Consider the following 16,185-nt stretch of genomic DNA (forward strand, 5'->3'; position numbering starts at 1 on the left):
GGCAATGCCCCTATACTAGTTTTACTTTTTCTCCTTCACGGCTGGAGATAACCAGCTGCCTGGAAAAACTGCTCAATTTTTCACGCGTTTCTTCCAGCTCTCTGGTTGGTAAAGACATCTCTACCACGCCTGCTCCGGCATGTAGCCATGCACTGTTGTTTTGTTGATATATTGTTCGTAGCACCAGGGCAGCGTCCATTGCACCATCACTGTCAAAGGTCATGACGCAGCCACTGTAGAGATTTCTCGGCTCAGACTCGAGTCTGCCTATGGCATCGATCGATTCTTTTTTTGGAATACCAGAAGCAGTGACAGCAGGGAACAGCGCACGAAACGCATCCCATGAGTTGAAGTCCGGCTTTAGTTTCCCTTTTAGTCTTGAGGCAATATGCTGAACTGTTCCCCGGCTGGCAACAGACATGAAATCGCTCAAGAAGATCGTCGTAGAATCGCAGACACTTTTTAGCTCTTCAAAGGCCAGTTTTACGGATACAGCATGCTCAGCAATTTCCTTTGGGTCATTCAAGAGCTCATCCTTGAGCCTGTACCCCTCGTCCTCGTTGCATCCGCTCGACCGTGTTCCTGCAAGCGGAAAGGTACTTACCCATCCATTGCCATCGACCTCAACAACTGTTTCCGGACTGAAGCCAGCCACGCTCAGACCATCGAGGCTAAGCAAAAAAGAACGAGCAGGAGTGTTGACTCTTCTGCCTGCGATATAGCTAGCCACCATATCAAGCTCTTGGTGAATCGGAATTTTTCTGGATAAGATCACTTTGTGATATTTGCGCTCCTTAATCTCTCGCACGGCGTCCGCTACTCCTTGCACATAGGCTTCAGCACCATACGTATTAACCTCAGGAACATCCAGCTTGTGACTGTCCACTCTTTGCACAAGAGCATTTTTCTCTTCGTCTAGACCATTCACTTGAATCCCCCGTAGTAACGCACCGAATTCATTTCGTTTTTCTTCACTCAGTGCTCTGAGCAGGATGGAGCCTTTTGTAAAGCGTATCTCCACCTCAGGTATAAACAGCTTGAGAAGGCAACCGTCTTCAGACAGTAGTGGCAGATTTTGATAATAGCGGGCCATTCCAAAGTTAACGGTTCCATAGGCACGCCAGTTTTTTAGCGGGATGGATGCAAACGCTTTGTCAATCGTTTCACTTAACAGGTTATTTTCAAAGCGGATTGTTTGGTTATTGTAGGCTAAGGTTGTATATTGGGCATCTACGGATACAAGGGCATGAATCCCCATTCCCAACGACAACTCATCTCCGTTTTCATAGAGCAGATAGTTTTCAAAAAGACCCTGCTCGACAATTTGAGAAGCTGCCAAATGAGCATCTCCCTCAAAAGCAACGATTTCCTCCAGATAGGAGACCTCGCACATCTTTGCATTGTTCTTTGGTGCTGTCGCCAACTCTTTGAGCTTGGCTTTATTGACTTTGCCAACGCTGGTAAGCGGCCAGTAATCGATGAATTCGATTTGATCTGGCATTTTATAACGTGCCACTCCCTTTTCATGGAAGAAGGCATGAATATCAGCAAGACTGATTTCCTGATTGTCGGTAATCAAATATGCGCAGCTTTTCTCACCAAGCGTCTGGTCGGGAAGAGTAATCAGGGCAGCGTCTTTGATATCTAGATGCATACGAAGGTACGACTCCACTTCAGCCGGCATGATTTTTTCGCCCGCACGGTTGATTTGCTCTTTGATCCGTCCACCGATCTGGAAATTTCCCTCCGGAGTAATCCTCGCCTTGTCGCCAGAACGGTAAAAGCCATCGGGAGTAAAACTCTCGCGGTTCTGTTCCAAAGCTCTGTAGTACCCGCTTATTGTATAGGGTCCTCGCACAAGAAGTTCTCCGTATGCGCCTGCCTCAACGTCATTTCCATGCTCGTCAACAATTCGAACCTCATCTGCATCGGAGAGTGGACGTCCCTGGCAGTTGGCTACGACAGACTCAGGATCGTCGAGGGATGTGCAACAAATGAGTCCCTCCGCCATCCCAAACACCTGCTGAAGCTTGCATTTCATTTCCTGTATGATCCGTTTCGCGAGATTTTCATCTAGCATGGAGCCGCCTACCTGTAGGACTTCAAGACTTGAGAGATCGTTTGAGGTATCCCATTCCAGCACCTCAAGCCATACATGGACAATAGAAGGTACAAGGGCGGTGACGGTCACCCGTTCTTTTTCAATAAGGGGAAAAGCTTCATCGCAGCTTGTCGTTTTACATAACACGACTTTGCCTCCAGCCGACAGTGTGCCAAGGATTCCGGGGCAGCAGAGAGGAAAGTTGTGCGCAACCGGTAGAACAGCAAGATAGACGCTTTGCGGAGTCAACTTGCAGCGTGTCGCGGCTGCTTTTGCATTGTATGCGTAATCGGCATGGGTTCTTGGAATCAGCTTTGGAGTACCGGTCGTTCCGCCAGACAAGAGCAAGAGAGCGGTGTCTTTGTACGACGGAGATTCTAGCTCTACCGGCGTCCCGCTGATATCCGCAAGATTAATGCCGATGTCACTGTCTCCATCGGTCATGATAAATTTGACAGATGGATGCTTTTTAACCAGCTGCTCCGCCATTTTTGTGTAGTCAAAGCCAAGAAACGTAGTTGGAATTATATAGGCAACCGGCTTGGCGAGCGTAAAAATTCCGTCTAGTTCAGCCTCTCGATGAGCCGGTAAAACCAGAATCGGCAAAGCGCCAATGCGAAACAGGGCAAAGCATGTGAGTACGAAGGAAATCCGATTCGGAAGCTGTACAGCCACATTGTCTCCCTTCTTGATTCCTATCTGGAAAAAACCAGAAGCTAGCTCATCAACCTTACTGTCGAGCTCCCTGTAGGTGAGTCTGTTCTCCTCTTCTACTAGCGCTTCTCGATTCTGGTATTGTTCAGCCCATATGCGCAATTGCTGCCCAAGCGTTTTTGGCTCCCAAAATCCGAGTTGTTCGTAATTTTTTGCAGTATCCTCAAACCATTCTGTAGTTGCTTTCATTCTGTCCTCCTCTTGAATACCTGCGGGTCAATCATTGTGCACCCGAAGCGGGATCATGCAGGGTACTGTCAATCTGGTTGCATGCATCGTGTTGGTTTGTCTAACAATACAATATTGATAATGATAATCATTGTCAATACTTTTTGGACGATAAATTTTCTTTATATTGGTAAAACATGCCGGATTCCCTTCCAATTTCTCACTTTTTCTTCGTTTCACTCGATTAGTATCATAATCTTGCATTTCGTTATCGTACTGCATTTTCAAAAAAGCCTGCTGCCTTTCGCAAAAAGATAAACGTTGATTGCTCTTTCGTCTGGATGAAAGCAGTTCACGATTTCATTGAGTCTGGTATGCGCCAAATATGCTCTACATCAATGCCCAGGCTACGATAACGCGAGAATGCAACCGCCACAGGATGGTGCGAATACGACAGATTGAAAGAAAATGCTTCCGGATCACTCCGTCCGCACAGTGCCGGCTTTCTGTTGAAAGTGCTATCAGTTCGGTTCTGCCAATTTTCGAACTCCAGAAAAGAGTACTTCCAGCTCTTTGCTTTAGCTTCAAATGCCTGCGCAAAGGCAAACCAAATATGCACCTCGCCGCCCGCTAGCCACAGAGGCGAGGATAAATTGGTTCCTGCCATTCCATTATTCGTGTAATTATAGCAATGACTGCTGCTTATTTTTCCATCTAGACCGGTTGGCCTCTTATCCGTCAGCTGTCCCTTCTTGCTGACATCACTTCCCGATGCTGTGCAATGATTCTTGCGACAGACCGCAAAAGCAACTCCCTTTTTGTCGTCAGAAAAAAATGATCCCCCTCAATCATTTCAAGCGTAAAAGCAGAGCTTGTATAAGGCGCCCATGCTTCAATCTCCTCCCGATTTGCCTCTGTATCCACGGTCCCGCCGAATGCAGAAATCGGACAATCGAGCGGCTCCTCATTTGCATAAACATACGTTTCATCAGCGGTAAAGTCTGCGCGCAAAACTGGGAGGAACAGATTCATGAGTTCCCTGCTTTGCAATATTGCCTCGGGTGTACCGGAAAAACGACGTAGCTCCCTGACAAACTGATCATCCGGCAGATGGTGCATTTGCTTTGGCTCTGGTATGTGCGGAGCGCGGCTTCCTGAAACAATCAGGCGGCAAGGCTGGAGCTTCCATTTTCTTCGAACCGTTCGTGTCAGCTCAAAAGCGACTCGTGCGCCCAAACTATGACCAAAAAAGATAAACGGGCGATCCAAATACGGATAAATCGCTTCGGAAATTACTTCCACCAGCACCTCCATTTCACACAAAGCCAGTTCAGTAATCCTGTTTTCCCTGCCTGGAAGCTGTATGGGGTAAACGCCCACATCATTAGGAAAAGCATTTGTCCATCCTCTGTAAGCAGAGGCGCCTCCTCCTGCATAGGGAAAACAGAAAAGGCGAATGATGTCTTTCGCTTCAGGATGAGTAAGCAGCCATGGAGTGGCTGATTTATCAGTTTCCATCGTAACTCCTCCATTCTTTCTATCAGTCGGGCGCTTTGATCCACCTTGTCCCTGACAAGCCCTTGAACAATCGTCACTAATATCTGCGCTGCTTCGACCGTAGAGAATATAACAATGATAATGATAATGATAATCATATTCACATTTATTGGCGAATTTACAAAATCTTCTTTTGATCTATTTTTTGTAAAATTAGCTGGTTTTTCTCCAATTATCTCGTCCTAGGTCCTCCAGATTGATTTTTTTGCAGATTATGCCAGCCTTGTAGCACATGAGGGGGTCGTTTCCGATGAACATTACTGTGTTAGGAGTGAGTCATTCCTTCACTTTAATCAAGAAATACGAAGAAACATTGAGATAATTGGCGAAAATAGCAGAAATATATACCAAAATATAGGGATTTCAACTTTTAATTTACTTTGACTATGATTATCATTATCAATATTGTTATCCTATACCAACATCGGTGGGATGGATGCGAGACTGGCTACATAACCGTTTCACCAGCATTTCTAAAAAAGGGGGATAGAGAAGAATCTGATTTGGTGTCAAGGAAGCGATTTGGGCTGAAATGAGGCTCAGGTCAGGAAACGGGAGGAAAAGGAAAAGCAATTCGGTGGTACCGGAAATCTTGTCCCACCGCCTCGGCGGATGCCGATAGGCTACATTTACCACACAGGGAGGATTTAACATGCAAACACAGACAGCAGCCGACCAAAACAGATGGAAAATGCGTGATTTCATTACACTTGCCATTTTTAATGTGGTGATGCTCATTATTATGACGATTAGTCCGATCTTTACGGTTGTTTCTTATTTGGTTGTAGGAGGAGCCGCTGCGCTGTTTAGTGGGCCGATTTATATGGTCATGTCCAATAAAATCGCTAAACGCGGAGTTTTGTTTTTTACTTGCATCATTACAGGCTTATATTTTGTAGCTTTTGGTTATGCCCATTATCTGCTTACGCTAGCTGTGATCGGAGTTATCTGCGAACTAATCTTATGGGGAGGCGATTCTTATAAGAACCCTGTCCGCAATGCCGTTGGCTACGCTATTTTTTATGTGGGTTGGTCTCTTTGCGGCGTTGTACCGCTTATTTTCTTCCGGGATCAATACATGGCTATTTTGAAGAAAAGCTACTCTCCGGAACAGCTCGAAACAATGCTTTATTATTTTGATACGCCAAGCATGATTCTTATTATGTGCACAATCTCCGCTATCGGTGGACTAGCTGGTTGCTATATCGGGAATTTGCTGATGAAAAAACATGTGAAAAAGGCAAAGTTAGTATGAGCAGGCTCGGTCCCAAAACGCATTTATTTGTGCTTATTTTGGCAAGCATCCTCTCCACGCTTGTGAGCAATTCTTTGCAAGCACATTTGATGGTGCTTACATGTGCACTGTATTTGCTTTGCAACAAACTGCCCAAAAAGGCGCTTTTTTTTGTGCTGTTATATATAGCTCTAATGTCGATTTTATCTATTTTGCCGGATGGCGCAGGAACAGCAATCATTATTCTCTATACGTTTGCCAGAATGATTCCGATGGTCATGATCGGGATTGTGTTGATGCATTCGACACCCAGCAGTATCATGTGCGCTTTTGAAAAGGTATACGTCCCAAAATCTGTGCTGATCATGATCTGCATTCTAATCCGCTTCTTCCCCGTTGTCTTGCTTGAAATGAAAGCAATTCGGGACGGCATCCGGTCCAGGGGCATATTCCCACAGTGGTACAGCCCTCTCATTCACCCAGCCATGGCCTATGAGTGTTTTTTTATGCCGCTGATTGTTCGATGCCTAAAACTATCAGCAGAGTTGGCCTCGTCCGCAGAGCTGCGGGGAATTGAGTGCAGCTGCGCCAGAACCTCTATCCATCCCGTAGGCTTTCGGGCCATAGATGGGATGGCGGTAGGGCTGTACACCCTGATCGGAGCGGCGATTTATTGGACAGGAGGTTTGAACTTGTGATTGAGTTAAACGGCGTCACCTTTCGCTATGGCTATGAAGGCGGGGAGGCTGAAAACGAAACCGGTGTGGAGCAAATCAATCTATCCGTGGAGGCTGGGCAATGTGTCGTGCTTTGTGGCCGTTCGGGCTGCGGTAAAAGCACGATCATGCGCCTGATCAACGGGCTTGCACCCAGCTTTTATTACGGGAGCCTTACTGGTCAGGTAAACGTTGGTGGAAGAAGCCCTGATTCCCTTAGCCCAGAGGAGCGCACTAGGATGATGGGTGTTGTGTTTCAGGATCCTCGTAGCCAGTTTTTTATGGAAAACGTGCGGGACGAGCTGGCGTTTTCAGCTGAAAACCTTGGAATCTCACCGAAAGAAATTATGAATCGGATTGAAAAGCAGGCGAAAGAGTTGGACATTTCCCACTTGCTTGACCGCCCGTTACATATGCTGTCTAGTGGGCAAAAACAACGTGTAGCCATCGCCGCTGTATCCGTTCTTTCACCACCGCTTCTGATTCTTGACGAGCCCACTGCCAATCTGGATCATCGCTCCACACAAAATCTAATCGAAATCCTCGGCAGGCTAAAGAAGAACGGTACTACCCTCTTCATCAGCGAGCATCGACTGCATCCACTCTTGCCTGTTGCCGATATTTTTGTCTGCATGGAAAAAGGTAAAATCGCACGAACATGGACAAAAGAGGAATTTTCTCAGCTTGCCTATGAAGACGTACGTCCATACGGTCTGCGACATCCAGATATGGTTAAAAGCCGACCGGAAAACCAATCATCAGAAGCACCTCAAGCCGCCCCTGCGCTGGAAGGCCGTAAGCTTACCTATCAGTACAAAAGAAACGGCGACGGAATTAAAGATTTGGACATCTCGCTCCCAAAAGGAGGCGTTACCGCCCTTACTGGTGAAAACGGAACAGGAAAAACCACCCTATGCAAAGTTTTATGCGGTCTTCTACGCCAGCACAAAGGAGCGATCTTCAGCCAGGGAATCCGCTTATCGGCAAGCCAAAGACGCTCCTCCAGCTATCTTGTCATGCAGGATGCTGACTATCAGCTCTATGCGGACAGCGTCGGAAACGAGATTGTTTTGGGTAGGCTTGTCGATGATTCGCTTCGTCTGAAAGCCTATGAAGCACTGGAATCTTTTGGCCTGGGAGAGCTTCGTGATCGGCACCCTGCCTCCCTTTCCGGCGGAGAAAAGCAGCGGGTCACCATGGCTGCGGCCTACTGCTCAGATGCGGAGCTAATTATACTCGATGAGCCTACCAGCGGACTTGACGGCGACAGTGTGCTTAAAGTTGTTGCATGGGTAAGAAAACTTGCACAAGCTGGCAAAACCGTCGTTATCATAACACACGACAGAATCCTATCCGAACTCGCCTGCGATCAGATCATTGAGCTGAAGCATCAGCAGAAGGGAGTGAGAACCGTTGAAAGCTAAGGAGAAAAAGGGAATCTCAAGGCTGTTGGAGCTTGCAGGTGAAAAAAAATCGCTTATGGTGTGGTCCGCGATTTTATCTACCGTGAGCGTGTTTTTGTTGCTGGTTCCGTATGTCTCGGTCTACTATGTGATGGCTGAGCTTTTAACACATGCTTCGGACATTTCCGCTGTGGACGCCGCGTACGTCTTACGGTGGGCCATTTGGGGCATTGCGGGAATGGTTCTGGGTTATTTCTTCATGTATGTCGGAGGGATGTGCTCGCATATTGCGGCATTTCGTATCCTGTACGGCATCAGGGTCAAGCTGTCGGATCACATTGGAGCGCTCCCTCTCGGCTACTTTAACAAAAATGCCACGGGGAAAATCAAAAAAATCGTTGAGCAAGATGTAGAAAAAATCGAGCTGTTTATCGCCCACCAGTTGCCCGATCTGATCAACACTGTCGTCATGATCGTTGCAATCATTGTCACGATGTTTTCATTGAACATCTGGCTTGCACTTGCCTGCGTCATCCCCATGCTGATCGGATTTGCCTCCCAATACTCCATGATGGCCGGGAAAAAAGCAAAGGAGGGACTGAAGGAGTATTTTGACGCGCTGGAAAACATCAATACCTCCTCCATCCAGTATGTGCGGGGTATGCCCTCCATCAAAATCTTCGGGCAGACGGTCCATTCTTTTCGGAAATTCCATGATGACATGCTCCATTACCGCAATTTCAGCGTCAAGTATACGGACAATTTTCAAAACGGTTATGTATCCTTTAAAGTCATCATTTTATCGCTGGCGACTTTCTTTTTGCCTGTCGGGCTGTTTTTCATCAGCACAGATCCGCATAACGTGGCCTTTGCCGCAACGCTCTTGTTTTTTCTCGTTTTGACACCGGGTATTTCTACGCCAATTTTCAAACTGAACAGCTTTGCCTCCACCCTTAATGTCATTGTCGAAGGGGTCAACCGCATTGACGAAATATTCAAGGAAACGACCATAAAGGAGCCTGAAGTCGGCAAAAAACCTTCCTCTTATGACATCGGGTTCCATGAGGTTTCCTTTTCTTACGGCGGTGAGGGCAGTGCAGAGGTTTTGAAAGAAATCAGCTTTACTGCACCTCAGGGAAAAATCACGGCTCTGGTCGGCCCCTCCGGCTCTGGAAAATCCACCGTTGCCCAGCTTATCTCCCGGTTTTGGGACGTGCTAAAAGGAAGCATCACTATTGGCGGCGTGGATATCCGCGACATGAGAATGAACGAGCTGATGGATACCCTGTCCTTTGTGTTTCAGGATACGTTTCTGTTTTCAGATACACTCTATAATAATATTTTGGCGGGCAGGCCGACTGCAACAAAAGAGGAAGTCCACGCAGCAGCCAAAGCCGCGCAATGCCATGAGTTTATTGAGCGTTTGCCAAATGGCTACGATACACGGATCGGCGAGGGTGGGGTTTATCTGTCGGGTGGTGAGGAACAGCGGGTATCCGTCGCAAGAGCCATCTTGAAAAATTCACCCATTCTTGTACTTGATGAAGCCACAGCTTACGCTGATCCGGAAAATGAATACCAAATGCAGCTTGCGTTACGCGAGCTCATCAAGGACAAAACGGTGCTGATCATCGCCCATCGTTTGACAACCATTTGCGAGGCGGATCAGATCATTGTATTGAAGGAAGGGAAAATCGACGATATCGGCACCCATGGCGAGCTTCTTGCTCACGGGGGTTTATACAAAAGCATGTGGGACGCCTACACATCTTCCGCGGAATGGAAAATCGACATTTCGCAGGAGAAGGAGGAATTCGTGTGATAATGAAACAGCTACGCAATATTACTGCGGGTGATCCACAGAAAATGTTGAAGCCCATCCTTTGGGCGGTCTTGGCCAATTTGGTCAATATATTTCCGTTCGGGTGCATGGCCGCCGCAGTGAGTATGATTTACGCATACTATTCAAAGGAACAGTCATCTTTGAATATGCAAGGCTTATGGCTCGCATGGGGGTGCATGGTGTTATTCCTTGTCCTTGTGTTTCTGTGCGAACGGATGTCTTACCGTTCTACTTACCGCAGTGCGTACGAGTCTTCTGCTGATGGACGGACACATCTAGCAGAGCATATGCGCAAGCTCCCTCTAGGCTTCCTCATGAGAAAAGACCCCGGAGAACTCGGCCATATGATGATGAATGATTTTATCCATTTAGAAAATGCCGCGACGAATATTTTACCGCAACTTGTAAGCGGTGCGATTATACCCATTTTGGCCTTTCTTGGTCTGCTTTTTATGGACTGGCGAATGGCTGTGGCCATGCTTGCGGGGTTTCCCGTAGCTGTGCTGTTGCTATGGGGTGTTTCCGGTTTGGAACGAAAACTCGGCAAGAGTCATTCCAAGGCCAAAATCGTTCAGGCCAATTGTTTGCAGGAATACCTGTTTGGGATGAAAATTATCAAGGCTTACAACCTGCGCGGTGAGAATTTTAAAAGATTGGAACAGTCTTTTTCTCATTATATGAAGGAAAGCATCAAGCTGGAGGGCGTGCTTGGTCCATTCTTTTTGGTCGCAATGGCCTTTATGCAAACCGGCGTGTCCTTGATGACGATCGTGGGAGTATATCTCATATTGGGTGGTGAAATTACGATCCCTTTGTTTGCTATGTTTCTGCTGGTGGGCACTCGTGTTTTTGATCCACTGTCGGTTGCCATCATGCGCCTCCCTGCGTTCAAATATGACGCCATGGCGGGCGAACGCATAGTCAGCCTACTGGATGAGCCTGTCATGAGGGGCGAAAAAGAACCGCCGGAACACCACGATATCCGCTTTGACAGCGTAACCTTCGGCTATGACAAAAGCATCGTGTTGGACAATGTTACCGTGGAAATGAAGGAAGGGACGCTTACCGCGATCGTCGGTCCTTCGGGAAGCGGGAAAAGCACGCTGCTACGCCTGATTGCGCGGTTTTACGACCCTCAGCACGGGAAAGTGCTGTTTGGCGGCAGTGATGAACGCGAAATGGACCCGGAAAAGCTCATGAAAAAAATCTCCATGGTATTCCAGGACGTTTATCTGTTCCAGGACACCATCCGCAATAATATCCGCTATGGGCGGGAGAACGCCACACAAGCGGATATTGAGGAAGCTGCAAAAGAAGCTTGCTGCCATGATTTCATCATGAAGCTGCCCCATGGTTATGACACCATGGTGGGAGAAGGCGGGTCCACCCTCTCTGGTGGTGAGCGCCAGCGCATCTCCATCGCCCGGGCCATACTCAAAAACGCTCCCGTTATATTGCTCGACGAGGCCACTTCCTCCCTCGATCCGGAAAACGAGGTAGAAATGCAGAGAGCGATCCGCCGCCTGATCAAGGGGCGCACTGTCATCATGATCGCCCACCGGCTGAAAACCATTGTCAACGCAGACAGAATCATCGTGCTGGACAAAGGCAAAATCGTCGAAGAGGGGCGGCATGAGGAGCTCATCAAAAACGACGGACTATACGCCAAGCTATGGGAGCTCCAGACCAAAACGAGTGGCTGGAGGATTACTGCATAACGGTTTTACCCTTTGATCCTGTAAGAGTCGTTTACTGGCAAGCAAAGAAAACACACTATCCCTGAATCATTTTTATCAAGATGAAAAATGTTAGAAAAAAAAAGCATTAGACTAGAAAACTTGACTCGATTAATAAAAAGAAAATCACTCGCAGAAAAAAGTACATGTATCCGGATTATATATTTTATCTTGCAATTAGGGATAGCACCCTCTTGTTACTTCACTTCTTCTGGATCATGCACTTTCTGCCCTATAAGGAGTACCTCCTGAATCGTATTCAAAGTATGATTCGAAGGAGGTGCTTTTTCCTTTTATGTTGCTATTATTGTAATATTCTTAAAAAAAGCATTATCCCCTCCCCCCTTCAATGAAATGGCTGAAATTCGGCTGTTTATACTCTTTATTAGTAATTTTTGTATTTTCAAGTCCCTTTTTATTATTGAACATAATTATGAGAACTGTTTTATGAATTAGCCGAGAACACTCGTGATTTTAATCATGAGTGTTCTCGGCTTCGGACAAAGCGTGTCTTCTGACACGTTAATTGTCCGACTACTTCTTTGAATAACGAACAAGAACAGGTATACTAATCTTGTACAGATTGCTCATTGAAAACTGAATGTATGGGGTTGCCATAAGGAATGCTTTGTGGCGTAAAACATTCAAGCACCTTCGTCCTCTCTGACCGAAAAGCGAAAACCAAGCAGTAGGTCAGAGAGAAGAGTCCAACGTACACTTTTTTTCAATAACCGTAGGGACTACGGGGATAGCCTGCTAATTCTCACTTCGTTGGATGTGATAGCGCAGGAATCTCGTGGCTTTAGCCATGAGAGGTTCAAACCTGTTTATTTTCTATTATCTCAACAAATTTTGTTGAAGCTGGTGATAGAGGCACACTTTTTAAAAAACATACTCCTATATTTCTCTTTGGTATTTCTTCAATTAGTCGTATTTCATATAATAATCCTTTATGTAAATACTCTTGGGAAAATTCTTTAGTTACACATGCTATCCCTAAATTTATTTTAGCAAACTCCAATAATAAATCATGTGAGCCTAATTCAAATTCTGGCGAAATCTTTATCCCTCTAGATATCATATAATCCTCTACATACTTTCTTGAATTTGATTTCGTTTCAAGTAATATTAATGGCAGTTTTACTAGTTCATCAAGGCTTAATGGTTTAGAAAATATATTCTTATATTTCTCCCCGCAAACAAAAATATCATGGATATCAATACATGATCTTAGTTCTAATGTAGGATCATCAAGCGGAAAATTACAAATTGCAATATCAACCTCTCCCGATTTTAATATAGAACAGATCTCTATTGTTGTACCATTGACAATATTAAACTTAATATTGGGATATCTATTATGAAAAGCTTCTAAATAGGGAAGTAAAAAATACCTAGAAATAGTATCACCTACGCCTATCTTTAATTCCCCCGTTGTTAAATTCTTAAACTCTAAAATCTTTTTTTCCCCAACTTCAATTAAATTAATAGCCGAATTAACATATTCAAATAGAAGGCTACCTTCAGTTGTTAAAGATACCCCTTTAGGTGTTCTATTAAATAGACGTATATCTAATTCTCTTTCTAATTGCATTATCGCTTGACTAACAGCTGGTTGAGTCATATAAAGATCTTTTGCTGCCTTGGAAAAACTTTCACTTTTCCCTACCTTACAAAATACTTTATACAAATCTAATTTACTCACCATATAAACACTCCTTATACCTACCATTCGATATATTAATTTTACTTATATCATTAAGCCGATGTATATTACAAGTATCTACATAATATAAATTAACTTTACTAGTTAAAAGGAGTGATTATATTGGAAAGAGTAGTTGGAACAGTTGTTAGAGGTCTTCGTTGCCCGATAATAAATCAAGGGGACAACTTAGAAGAAATCGTTGTAGATAGTGTGTTAAAAGCTTCAGAAGTTGAAGGCTTTAACATTAATGATAAAGATATCGTTACGATAACAGAATCAATTGTTGCTCGTGCTCAAGGTAATTATGCTACTATCGATAATATTGCTAAAGATATTAATTCAAAATTTGGGGAAGAAACTGTTGGAGTAATATTCCCTATCTTAAGTCGTAATCGTTTTGCAATCTGTCTCCGCGGTATTGCAAAAGGAGCTAAAAAAATTGTTTTAATGCTTAGCTATCCATCTGATGAAGTTGGTAATCACTTAGTGGATTTAGACACGCTTGATGAAAAAGGAGTTAATCCTTGGACAGATGTTTTAACAGAAAAACAATTCCGTGATCATTTTGGATATAATAAACATACTTTTACTGGTGTTGATTATATTGATTATTATAAATCGTTAGTTGAAGAATATGGTGTTGAATGTGAGGTTATATTCTCAAATAATCCAAAGACCATTTTAGATTATACAAAAAATGTTCTTACTTGTGATATCCATACAAGATTCAGAACTAAGAAAATATTGAAAGCAAATGGTGGGGTTAACATTTATAGCCTCGATAACATATTATCAGAGTCTATTGATGGCAGTGGATGTAATGAAGCATATGGTCTGCTAGGATCAAATAAATCAACAGAAGATAGTGTTAAACTTTTCCCACGTAATTGTCAACCGATAGTTGATAAAATACAACATATGCTCAAAGAAAAGACTGGCAAAAATGTTGAAGTCATGATTTATGGAGATGGAGCATTCAAAGACCCAGTAGGTAAGATATGGGAACTTGCTGACCCAGTTGTATCACCAGCTTACACATCAGGACTTGATGGTACACCTAATGAAGTAAAGTTAAAATATCTTGCTGATAATAACTTTGCTGATTTAAGAGGCGAAGAACTTAAACAAGCTATATCTCAATACATTAACAATAAAGGTTCTGATCTTGTAGGATCGATGGAAGCACAAGGTACTACACCTAGAAAACTTACTGATCTTATAGGTTCTCTATCCGATTTAACTTCGGGAAGCGGAGATAAAGGAACACCCGTTGTCTTTTTACAAGGTTATTTTGATAATTATACAAAATAATATTATTAATCAATGAATGAATTGATTAGATAATTGAATCAATTTCATAAATCAGAGCCCTACGGGCTCAAGGGTTTTTGAGCATAGAAAAAGGAGTACCTCCCCAAATCTCTAATAAGTTAAGTGCGATCTAAACTTAAGAGGTGGTGGTGACTCCCAGTGTCTATTATAAAACAAGGAAGCCTATTTGATATACAAGAATTATTCGACTTAGAACCTCCCAAACGTTTTGAGGCTATTTTCTCTACTCTTGACATTGAACCGATTCTTTTCTATATTTCCAAAAAATCGATCTATGGAGCTCCTACTGAGTTGAATTATGCTGCCATGCTGTATTCTCTGGTCGCTCGAATCGTAGAACGGATTCCAACTGTGAAAGATTTGCGGAAACGTTTAAAACATGACTTTATCTTTCGAATGGAATGCGGTTTTCTATTTTGTGACAGTCTTCCTTCCGAGGCATCGTACTCTCGTCTGGTTCATAAACTTTCTGAAACAGCACACCTCGAAAAAGTCCAAGACAAGTTACTCTTGCAAGCAATTCAGGAAGGGTTCATAGGCGATGAAGCAATTGCCATCGATGCAACCCATTTTGAATCCCGTGATCGTGGTGTGGAAAAAGAAAAAAAGACGAAACCAGAATTGAAAAAACGCGGACGTAAATCAAAAGCAGAAAAAGATATCTACGACAAGCAAAAGCAAGAAAAGGAAGCCCAGAAGTCCTTATATGAAAAAACCATTGCAGCTCAACTGGATGTGACGTTGGAGGACCTACGGTCCCAAGTTCCTATCAAACCTGATTGGGGAATTAAGAAAAATAGTGATGGAAAGAACATGTTTTGGTTTGGATACAAAGCTCATCTTGCAGTCAGTACGAAAAGTCAGTATATTCTTTGCTCCCTCATGTCCTCTGGAAGTATGAACGATGGGAAAGCAGCGATTCCTTTGTTGAAGGGAATTCAAACTGTCCTGCCCAATCACATGCGATATGCAATCATGGATGCGGGATATGACTATGTCCCGATCTATCAACAAATCGGACGAATGAACGCACAAGCGATTATTGCTTACAACAAGCGGAATGAAGGAGAAATGATTGGGTTCGATTCACATTTTGCGCCAACTTGTGTTCGAGAATGCTCTTATCGTTACGACAGTTATGATAAAAAGTACAAAACGTTGAAATTTGTACGGCCAAAAGAATGTAAAGACTGTCCATTGTCTCAAGATTCTCTCTGTCAAAAAGTCTATAAAATCAAGGCTGAAACCGATCTTCGAAAGTACACCGCGCCAGCCAGAGGAACGAAAACGTGGGAAGAACTCTATGACCAGAGAACAGCTGTGGAGCGAGTACATGCTTATTTGAAGGAGTTCTTTCAGCTAAACAATGTCCGATATCGCACAGGAAAGAGGGCAAAAGTCCATTTTGATTTGGTTACTCTTGTTTATAATGCATCCAAGTTAGCAGTGGATCGAATTCGTAAGGAACTGGCAAGTAGGATGAAAGTAGTAGCTTAATTTTTTCAAAAAAACAGCATAGATCCCGTAGGGATAGTCTAATCATTTTTGAAAAAAGCCTTTATGAAATTGATTCAATTGTATATAAAAAAGCAATGCTAGCTTTTACTAGTATTGCTTTTTTTTATTCTATACGTTCACAATACGATTTACTCTCATCATAAGGTTTCTTAATC

11 protein-coding genes are annotated in these 16,185 nt (G+C 44.0%); 7 read left to right on the forward strand and 4 right to left on the reverse strand.

Going from position 1 to position 16,185, the window contains the following annotated elements:
- Window positions 1-10: 10 nt before the first annotated feature.
- The 3 genes from EEL30_19345 to EEL30_19355 all read right to left on the reverse strand — a co-directional run bounded on the left by EEL30_19345 (window position 11) and on the right by EEL30_19355 (window position 4,501).
- Window positions 11-3,004 (reverse strand): salicylate synthase, encoded by a 2,994-nt coding sequence (locus EEL30_19345; protein QDX94248.1) that lies wholly within the window; start codon window positions 3,002-3,004, stop codon window positions 11-13.
- Between the two features lie 27 nt (window positions 3,005-3,031).
- Window positions 3,032-3,223, reverse strand: a complete 192-nt coding sequence (locus tag EEL30_19350) for a hypothetical protein (GenBank protein QDX95826.1) — start codon at window positions 3,221-3,223, stop codon at window positions 3,032-3,034.
- A gap of 498 nt (window positions 3,224-3,721) precedes the next feature.
- On the reverse strand, window positions 3,722-4,501 hold the full coding sequence (locus EEL30_19355; GenBank protein ID QDX94249.1) for a thioesterase: 780 nt from the start codon (window positions 4,499-4,501) through the stop codon (window positions 3,722-3,724).
- Between the two features lie 691 nt (window positions 4,502-5,192).
- Between EEL30_19355 and EEL30_19360 the strand changes: the two genes are divergently transcribed.
- The 5 genes from EEL30_19360 to EEL30_19380 are packed head-to-tail and all read left to right on the forward strand — an operon-like array spanning window position 5,193 to window position 11,454.
- The gene (locus tag EEL30_19360; protein QDX94250.1) at window positions 5,193-5,795 is read left to right on the forward strand and encodes a Trep_Strep domain-containing protein; all 603 of its coding nucleotides are present in this window, start codon (window positions 5,193-5,195) and stop codon (window positions 5,793-5,795) included.
- Window positions 5,792-6,472, forward strand: coding sequence for an energy-coupling factor transporter transmembrane protein EcfT (locus EEL30_19365; protein QDX94251.1), 681 nt, complete (start codon window positions 5,792-5,794; stop codon window positions 6,470-6,472). The genes EEL30_19360 and EEL30_19365 overlap by 4 nt, the downstream gene beginning before the upstream one ends.
- Window positions 6,469-7,914 (forward strand): ATP-binding cassette domain-containing protein, encoded by a 1,446-nt coding sequence (locus EEL30_19370; GenBank protein QDX94252.1) that lies wholly within the window; start codon window positions 6,469-6,471, stop codon window positions 7,912-7,914. Before EEL30_19365 ends, EEL30_19370 begins: the two co-directional genes overlap by 4 nt.
- A complete protein-coding gene (locus EEL30_19375; protein ID QDX94253.1) occupies window positions 7,904-9,715 on the forward strand; it encodes an ABC transporter ATP-binding protein in 1,812 nt (603 codons plus the stop codon). The genes EEL30_19370 and EEL30_19375 overlap by 11 nt, the downstream gene beginning before the upstream one ends.
- Complete coding sequence (locus EEL30_19380) at window positions 9,715-11,454, forward strand: ABC transporter ATP-binding protein (GenBank protein QDX95827.1); 1,740 nt, start codon at window positions 9,715-9,717, stop codon at window positions 11,452-11,454. The genes EEL30_19375 and EEL30_19380 overlap by 1 nt, the downstream gene beginning before the upstream one ends.
- 835 nt (window positions 11,455-12,289) lie before the next feature.
- On the opposite strand, the gene EEL30_19385 is transcribed toward EEL30_19380, so the two are convergent.
- Window positions 12,290-13,180 carry a LysR family transcriptional regulator gene (locus tag EEL30_19385; protein QDX94254.1) on the reverse strand — a complete coding sequence of 297 codons (891 nt, stop codon included), beginning with the start codon at window positions 13,178-13,180 and terminating at the stop codon, window positions 12,290-12,292.
- Between the two features lie 120 nt (window positions 13,181-13,300).
- Here EEL30_19385 and EEL30_19390 point away from each other — a divergent pair, with 120 nt between their 5' ends.
- Window positions 13,301-14,491, forward strand: coding sequence for a F420-0--gamma-glutamyl ligase (locus EEL30_19390; GenBank protein ID QDX94255.1), 1,191 nt, complete (start codon window positions 13,301-13,303; stop codon window positions 14,489-14,491).
- A 159-nt stretch (window positions 14,492-14,650) separates the two neighbouring features.
- Window positions 14,651-16,009 (forward strand): transposase, encoded by a 1,359-nt coding sequence (locus tag EEL30_19395; GenBank protein QDX94256.1) that lies wholly within the window; start codon window positions 14,651-14,653, stop codon window positions 16,007-16,009.
- Window positions 16,010-16,185 lie beyond the last annotated feature (176 nt).

It is taken from the genome of Brevibacillus laterosporus (genome assembly GCA_007833815.1).
GTDB classification, from domain to species: domain Bacteria; phylum Bacillota; class Bacilli; order Brevibacillales; family Brevibacillaceae; genus Brevibacillus_B; species Brevibacillus_B laterosporus_D.